Raw genomic sequence first — 5315 nt, forward strand, 5'->3', positions numbered from 1 at the left:
GCTGAGGCTGAGGCTGAGGCTGAGAGTCTGGTGCAGGCGGGTTATAAGGCTCTATAGGGTAACTATCGTCAGTCGTGCTATCGTTGCTAGCAGGCGACATTACAACAGTAGTTGTGCGTTCGGTTGCCGTCGTCGAGGGCGCAGTCTGACAAGCACTTAGAGTAAGTGTCCCTGTCAAGAGACCAAGCATCAGCACAGAGGACGATAATGTGCGTTGATGCTTGCTAGTAGTAGACTGTTGAGCGAATAACAACATATTAAGCCTCTTATGCCAAAGCGTGTTTGATCATTATGTAAGGTGCCAGCGATTCAATTAAATGTGGCTACCTGTTCATATAATAGTTAAAACCATTCAAGGGCGCGATCGTACCAAGTGTCATCACGTACTTCGCCGTCACCATCGTTTGCGTTTGAATCGTTTGCGTCTGGATCTATGGCTTGACCGTCAGGGATGTCTAAGCCTTCACGGCGACGCTGATCAGCTATTGAGCTTTGCTCATCTTGGAATTGAGTCTGCTCACGCGCGCGTTCTTGCTGATAAAGCTCAAGGGCGCAGCTGCTAGCCTCCTCAGGCAAGTAGGCGGACATTACAGGCAGATAGCGCGCATTAGCACAGCGCTCGTTTGAGAGTTTGCCTGAGTTGTTCTCAAGCCATAGCCACTCAATACCCTCAGGCTCTGGCATCGATACTGGCGTAAGTTTAAGCCGATTCATATAATCAACCCATACAGGTAACGCGCCAGTTCCGCCGCTAAGCCCAATAGGCTTATTGTCATCGCGTCCTACCCAAACGACGCTGACATAGTTACCGCTATATCCTGCAAACCAGGCATCGCGATAATCATTGGTAGTACCTGTCTTACCCGCCAAATTAAGGTCGCGGCCTAAAGATTGCGCGCGCCTAGCGGTACCGCTTTTGACTACTTCTTGCAAAGCGTAGTTGGTCAGATAATTGGCCTCAGGCGGTATGCTACGCTGGGTGTTGAGTCCAGTACGTTGCAAAATGCGTCCGCGATCATCGATGACGGTGCGAATACTATGAATAGGGGTGCGAAAGCCACCAGTTGCAAAGACTTGATAGACGCCAAGCATATCCATCGGACTAAGATTGACTGAGCCTAACAGAGCTGAGGGATAAGTGGGGATTTTTTCTTTAATGCCCATGCGCTGCAGTTGTTTGGCAAAGGTGCTAACACCAAACTCCATACCCAAACGTACCGCACTTTGGTTATAAGACTGAGCCAGCGCTGTGGTCAAAGGTACATAGCCATGATCACGACCATCGTAGTTTTTGGGGTTCCAATCGCTACCATCTCCCAAATTTACAGTAACAGGCGAGTCATCAACTGAGCTGGCTAGATTATAGCGCCCACTCTCAAGCGCGGTCATATAGATAATAGGTTTAAGAAGTGAGCCAACTTGACGCTTGGCATCTACCGCGCGGTTAAAGCCTGTAAATTCGCTGCCGCTACCGACGACCGCCACCAGCTCGCCTGTCTCAGGGTTAGCACTAACTAGAGCGCCTTCTAAGTCCTTGGCTTTACTGCTACTACGGCGCAGTTCTCCAAGCTTTTTGTCAACGGCTTTGTCTGCTGCCAATTGAGTGATAGGGTCAAGGGTGCTGATGATAATAAGACCTTCGTTTTTGAGGTCATCAGGGTAGTAGACGTCATTGAGCTCACGTTTGACGATATCCAAAAAGTCAGGGAATTGGCTTTTGCCTTCCACAGGCTTATCTACAACGCCCAAAGGTCGCTTAAGCGCAGCGTCATAATCCTCTTGACTGATCGAACCCATGGTAAGCATATTGGCAAGCACGGTGTCACGGCGTGCTTTGGAGTCATTGGGGTGGCGGCGCGGGTTATAGACGCTTGGCCCCTTTGCCATACCTACTAGCATAGCTTGCTGATCAACGCGTAGCTCATTGAGCGGCTGATTAAAATAAAACTGCGAGGCCAGACCGAAACCATTAATAGAGCGGTTACCATTTTGGCCTAGGTAGATCTCGTTAAGATAGGTCTGGAGTATCTCATCTTTGCTATAATGTAGCTCAAGCAGTACCGCCATAAGCGCCTCATTAGCTTTACGCTTCATGGTGCGATCTGAATTGAGATAAAAGTTTTTGATGAGCTGCTGGGTAATGGTCGAGCCGCCTTGCATGGAGCCGCCAGAGAAGTTATTGAGTACAGCGCGGGCGATACCGCGTACCGAGACGCCTTTATGCTCATAAAAACTGCGATCTTCGGTAGCGATTAAGGCATCAATCAACGGCTGCGGCACTTGATCGAGCGAGACTACCAAGCGATCTTCGTTACTATCAGGGTAGATACCACCGATATTGACAGGCTCTAGGCGAATGATACCCGTCTTGGCAGGAATGGTGCTTTGTACCGATTCGATCTTACCGCCTGATAACGTCATTTTGATGACTTGCTCGGCATCTACATCATTTGCACTATAAGTAAATCCACGCGTATGGATAAAATAGGTATTACCTGACCTATGATAAGTACCTGTGCGATCATAAGCTTGGTTACTACTATAGTTAAGCAGCTCAAGCCAAGTTGTCATCGTCTCTCTATCAACGCTTGCGCCTTGGTACAATTCAAGGGGCTGCGAGTATACTTTGGCAGGTATATCCCAGCGCTTACCCTCAAACTTGCTGGTAATGGTGCGATCAAGCTTGACAAGATATAGGGCCAGTAGCACCATGCCTGCGATAATAACAATAAGCAAAAGACTACTAAATACCAAGCCGCGCTGCGTATTTGGCAAAGCGTTTAAATGAGTTTTGGCTGGCTGTGATAGATTAACTTTAGATTTTTGCACTGATGGCGCACCATTTTGAGATAAAAAACTGCCTCATAATGACGTAAATTGACATGTTTTTCAATCTATCATCACTACCGCTAGGATATGTTAATAATAAACGCATAGTCATGAGGACAAAATTGATGACTATACTGGCTTTTAAAGCGGCGACTAAGTGCCATATAAGATTAGATGTTGTATAAAACTGGATGTTATATAACCTTGAGCGTTATATCAAATTAAGATAGCAACTTGTCATACCAGTTATGGTGATTTTTTTGTGAATTAGTGCAGGCTTAATCAATACTTTGATGACTGATAAACGTTTGCCTAAAGGGTAGGGTATCGGTCATTCTTTATTTAAAGGAAGTAAGCGAAGCTATGTCTAGTGATTTTTCTTCGTCCGTGTCTACGCTGCCGCGCGCCACTGATCCTTATGATGATTCGATCACTCAAGGACTTGTGTTGCCCATAAAGGGTCATTGCTTTCATTGCGGCGATCGCCTGCCGCGTCCGCCATTTTTTAGTAAGGTATTAGGCGAGCCTCGCGAGATGTGCTGCATGGGCTGTCAGCTCGCTAGCCAAAGCATTGTCGAAGCTGGACTTGAGCAATATTATCTAGATCGCTCAGAGATCAATCGTACTGCCAGCTTGCCCACACAAATGACGCGCCTTGAAGCTTATGATCACGATGAGATCAAGTCGCAGTTCGTGTATGAGCAGGACGGATTATCGGTCGCTGAATTATCAGTCAACAATTTACGCTGCGCCGCTTGTACTTGGCTTATTGAGTCACGCTTGTTTGAGCTTGACGGTGTGAGCCGCTGTCAGGTCAACCTCACCAATCAGCGCATGCGCGTGGTATGGGATGAGAGCAAATTACCCATCAGCCGCATCCTCGCTACTATCAATGCCATAGGCTATGAAGCCAAACCCTATCGGCAAGACACCCACGAGGCGATGCTCGCCCGCCATAATAACAAGATGCTGCTTAGATTGGGTATCGCAGCACTTGGCGCTATGCAAGCAATGATGTACGCAGTAGCGTTATATTTTGGCGAATACAGCGATATGCTCGTATTTCAGCGTGACTTTTTGCGCTGGGTGTCCCTTTTTGTCAGTATTCCTGTATTTTTCTATGCTGGCGTGCCTTTTTTTACCTCGGCATGGTCGGCGATACGCGCGCGTCAAGTTAATATGGATGTGCCCGTTAGCGTCGCCCTTATCGTTACTTTTTTTGCCAGTTTATATGCCACTGTCACAGGGCAAGGGGAGACCTATTATGACTCGGTCAGTATGTTTATCTTTTTCTTATTGGCAGGGCGTTACATCGAGCATAACGCGCGCCTAAAAGCGGCGACTATGGCTAATGATTTAGTGGTGGTTGAGCCGATACTGGTCAAAAAGATTGCTGAAGATAAACACTCCGTGCAGATTATTTTGGAGCAAATAAAATCAGAATCAAATGACCTAAAGATAAGTCAAAGTGACAAGATAGAGGCAAATGCAGAAAAATCTGATATCGTAAATAACAGTTTAAGCTCGCCAAGTTTTATGCAAAGTATGGATGCCAGCGTCTATAAAGTGACCCAAAATATCGCACAAAAATGGCAACAAGCGCAAAACAGCTCAACAGAATCAGAAGATCTAATAAATGATTGCGAAATGGTAACTGTCCATAGTTTGCAAGTTGGCGATATTATCATGATAGATGCTGGCGCTGAAATCATTAGCGATGGTATTTTGCTTAGTCAAACGGCGACGGTGTCACAAAGCCTGCTAACGGGTGAAGGCGATCTTATCACCAAGAACGCGGGTGAGTATGTCGTTGGCGGCGCGCAAAATGATAGTCAGCCTTTTGCCATGCTTGTGACCGCCCTACCAAAAGACAGTCAGATTGGGCTGATCGATAGGCTGATGAACCGAGCTATGAGTGAGAAGCCTAAACTTGCGCAGCAGGCTGATAAGCTTGCGCGTTGGTTTGTCGCACGCATTTTGATCTTGTCGGTCTTTGTCTTTATCGGCTGGTATATCGTTGACCCAAGCCAAGCGATATGGGCGACGGTCGCAGTACTCGTCGCTACCTGTCCTTGTGCGTTGTCTCTGGCAACCCCAATCGCGCTGACCGTAGCAACTAACCGCCTTGCCAGCTATGGCTTTTTGACCACGCGCGGGCATACCCTACAAACCTTGGCGGAGATTACTCACGTCGCTTTTGATAAAACAGGAACGCTCACTTATGGCAAACCTAATTTACTCAACATTGAACTATTAAATATCAGCGCCAGTGCCAATACAGAGCAAAATGCGCAAGAAGATAAGCTACTAGCCACTGCTGCCGCGTTAGAAGTAGGCAGCCGTCATCCTATCGCCCATGCGCTATTAACAGCGGCTCATCAATTGCATCTGCCTAATACTCAAAGCCTAACGCATTATCCAGCGGGCGGCGTGGAGGCGATAATAGAGGGGATGAAATACCGTATCGGGCACATCGATTTTGCTCT

Annotated in this window: 2 protein-coding genes and 1 pseudogene; 1 reads left to right on the forward strand and 2 read right to left on the reverse strand. The window is 47.3% G+C overall.

Annotated features, from left to right (window positions below):
- Both ACTXGO_RS09225 and mrcB read right to left on the reverse strand, forming a co-directional pair.
- Positions 1-256, reverse strand: a pseudogene (locus ACTXGO_RS09225) (hypothetical protein); the annotation flags it as partial.
- 86 nt (positions 257-342) lie between these two features.
- On the reverse strand, positions 343-2829 hold the full coding sequence (mrcB, locus tag ACTXGO_RS09230) for a penicillin-binding protein 1B (protein WP_435950730.1): 2487 nt from the start codon (positions 2827-2829) through the stop codon (positions 343-345).
- 363 nt (positions 2830-3192) lie between these two features.
- On the opposite strand from mrcB, the gene ACTXGO_RS09235 reads away from it, so the two are divergent.
- A partial coding sequence (locus tag ACTXGO_RS09235; protein WP_443574176.1) for a heavy metal translocating P-type ATPase occupies positions 3193-5315 on the forward strand: 2123 nt, incomplete at its 3' end.

The organism is Psychrobacter sp. T6-1, from assembly GCF_052258445.1.